We start from the raw sequence: 2,906 nt of genomic DNA, 5'->3' as shown, positions 1-2,906 counted from the left end.
GGTCACCGTCGAGGGCCGTGACAGCGTGGTGCTGACGGCCGCGGACCTGAAGGCCCTGCCGCGCGCCAAGGCGACCTTCACCGCGCACGGCAAGCAGATCACCTACGAAGGCGCCTTGCTGAACGCGGCCCTCAAGCAAGCCGGCGTCGTGTCGGGCGACCGGCTGATGGGGCGCTACCTGAATCAGGTTGTGATCGCCAAGAGCGTGGACGGATTCACCGTGAGTTACTCCCTGGGCGAAACCGACCCGATCTACCGCGCCAATCCGGTGATCATCGCCGACAGCAAGGACGGCCAGCCGCTGGACGCCAAGGAAGGCCCCTACCGCCTGGTGGTCGACGGCGACCTGCGTCCGGGCCGCTCGCCGCGGATGCTGGTGTCGGTGGAGGTGAAGGCGGTTCGGTGATCTCCCATATCCGTCATCCTCGGACTTGTTCCGAGGATGACGGTGGAAAGAGTCCGGGCCCTAGCTCTGCACCGGCCCCAGATAGTCCAGCTTGCCGATCTGCACGCCCTTGTGGCGCAGGATGTCGTAGGCCGTGACCACGTGGAAGAAGAAGTTCGGCAGGGCGAAGCCGAACAGATAGTCCTCGCCGGTGAAGGTCAGGGTCCCGCCCGGCAGCTTCAGCTCGACGGTGCGCTCCTCGCTGCCCTCGAAGGCCTTGGGATCGACGCTCTGGATATAGGCCAGGGTGTCCGCAACACGCTTCTGAAGATCGGCGAAGGTCGTTTCCTCGTCGGGCATGGCGGGGCCGTCGACGCCGGTCAGTCGCGACACCGCGCCCTTGGAGGCGTCCGAGGCGCGCTGCACCTGGCCCGCCAGCGGCAGCATGTCGTCGGTCAGGCGGGCGGCGACCAGGTCGTTCGGGTCCAGGCCCTGGGCCTTGGCGTGGGCCTCGCCCTTTTCGAGCAGGGTCGCCAGCACCTTGAGGGCGCGGACGAAGACGGGAACCGAGGCGCGGTGCATCGACAGGGGCATGGAAAGCTCCGAAGGGGGCGCGGCTTGGGGGATGAAGACGCCGCGACCGGGAGATGGGGGCGCATGGCCGCGCTTTACAGGTCCAACCGCCAAGGGGTGACGCGGGGCGTTCGGAGCGGTAGAGAGACCGCCCACTCCCCTCAGCGTGACGTTCCCCCTTGCGACTGCCCCAGGCCCGCCTCGACCAAGTTCTCGACCGCTTCCGTGAAGTCGAAGCCCGCATGGGCGCGGCCACCGACGGCGCCGAGATCGTCAAGCTCTCCAAGGAGCACGCCGAGATCCGCCCGGTGGCCGAAGCCGTCCAGGCCCTGGCCAAGCTGAGCGCCGAGCGCGCCGACCTCGAGGAGATGGCCGGCGATCCCGAGATGGCGGCCATGGTCGCCGACGAGATCCAGGCGCTGGACGACAAGCTGCCGCTGATGGAGCGCGAGCTGGCCCTGATGCTGGCTCCGCGCGACAAGGACGAGAACGCTTCGGCCATCCTCGAAGTCCGCGCCGGCACCGGCGGCGACGAAGCGGCGCTGTTCGCCGGCGACCTGTTCCGCATGTACCAGCGCTACGCGACGCTGCAGGGCTGGAAGGTCGAGGTCGACAGCGTCTCCGAAGGCGAGATGGGCGGCTACAAGGAAATCATCGCCTCGGTGACCGGCGACGGCGTGTTCGGCCGCTGGAAGTTCGAGAGCGGCGTTCACCGCGTCCAGCGCGTGCCGGCCACCGAGGCGCAGGGCCGCATCCACACCTCGGCCGCCACCGTCGCGGTGCTGCCCGAGGCCGAGGACGTCGAGATCGAGATCAACGACAGCGACCTGCGGATCGACACCTACCGCTCGTCCGGGGCCGGCGGCCAGCACGTCAACAAGACCGACTCGGCCGTCCGCATCACCCACTTGCCCACGGGCGTGGTGGTGACCTCGTCGGAAAAGAGCCAGCACCAGAACCGCGCCCGGGCCATGAAGAACCTGAAGGCGCGCCTGTACGACATGCAGCGCGAGGCTCTCGACACCGCCCGTTCCGACGCCCGCAAGAACCAGGTCGGCAGCGGCGATCGTTCGGAACGCATCCGCACCTACAACTTCCCGCAAGGCCGGGTCACCGACCACCGCATCAACCTGACCCTCTACAACCTGGCCAAGGTGATCGAGGGCGATGGCCTGGACGACGTGATCAAGCCGTTGATCGCCGAGGATCAGGCCGCGCGCCTGGCCAGCCTGGAAGAGGGCTTCTAGGCCCCGACTTCCGCTCGACGGGGCGTCCCGGCGTCGTCGATCCTCGCTTTCGAGCACTCACCTTCACACGCTTCGATGACGCTTTCTCCTCGCGGGGAGGCCTCGGTGCGCCGCTCTACGCCCAGAACGCGAAGGGCGTCGCCCCTTCGTGTCAGCGTTGAAACAAACGCACACTCTCGACACGATGCCCGGATCGGCGTTATCGTCCCGTTTAACGGGAACGCATCCCACAATATGAACTGTTGACCTCGGCATCGGACGCATTGGCGCACCGACCGAGCCACGGCAGAAAATCGGGAGGAGACCACGATGAAGTCGATGAGAACGCGCCTTTGGCTCGGCTGTTCGGGCGCAGCCATCACCGCCGCCCTGCTGTCGGTTCCGGCCGCCGCCCTGGCCCAGACCGCGCCCGCGCCGGCCAACGCCGACACGGTCGAGGAGATCGTCGTCACCGGCATCCGCGCCTCGCTGCGCAGCGCCATGGACGTCAAGCGCAGCTCGCTGCAGGTGGTCGACACCATCTCGGCCGAGGACATCGGCGACTTCCCCGACAAGAACCTGTCCGAGGCCCTGCAACGGGTGACCGGCGTGCAGATCAGCCGCCAGGACGGCGAAGGCCGCGGCGTCAGCATCCGCGGCGCCGATCCCAGCCTCAACCGCGTCGAGATCAACGGCTCGTCGGCCCTGTCCCTGACCAGGGC

The 2,906-nt window shown here is 68.0% G+C and carries 4 protein-coding genes; 3 read left to right on the top strand and 1 reads right to left on the bottom strand.

Annotated elements, in window-relative coordinates; translation table 11 throughout:
• Positions 1–406, top strand: a 406-nt coding sequence (locus AC1DZ6_RS22755) for a molybdopterin-dependent oxidoreductase (protein ID WP_477099386.1), incomplete at its 5' end; no start/stop codon positions are given.
• Between the two features lie 60 nt (positions 407–466).
• Here AC1DZ6_RS22755 and AC1DZ6_RS22750 read toward each other — a convergent pair.
• Positions 467–979: a DUF1993 domain-containing protein gene (locus AC1DZ6_RS22750; protein ID WP_477099385.1), complete on the bottom strand. Its 513-nt coding sequence runs from the start codon at positions 977–979 to the stop codon at positions 467–469.
• Positions 980–1,137: 158 nt separating this feature from the next.
• On the opposite strand from AC1DZ6_RS22750, the gene prfA reads away from it, so the two are divergent.
• Together prfA and AC1DZ6_RS22740 are read left to right on the top strand one after the other, a co-directional pair.
• The gene (prfA, locus tag AC1DZ6_RS22745; RefSeq protein WP_477099384.1) at positions 1,138–2,205 is read left to right on the top strand and encodes a peptide chain release factor 1; all 1,068 of its coding nucleotides are present in this window, start codon (positions 1,138–1,140) and stop codon (positions 2,203–2,205) included.
• Between the two features lie 309 nt (positions 2,206–2,514).
• The coding region (locus AC1DZ6_RS22740) for a TonB-dependent receptor plug domain-containing protein (RefSeq protein WP_477099383.1) at positions 2,515–2,906 on the top strand (392 nt) is incomplete at its 3' end.

Source organism: Caulobacter sp. P1_B12_2 (genome assembly GCF_056406675.1).
Note: the sequence above shows the minus strand (reverse complement) of the source record. Positions and strands in the feature narration are given on the sequence as shown.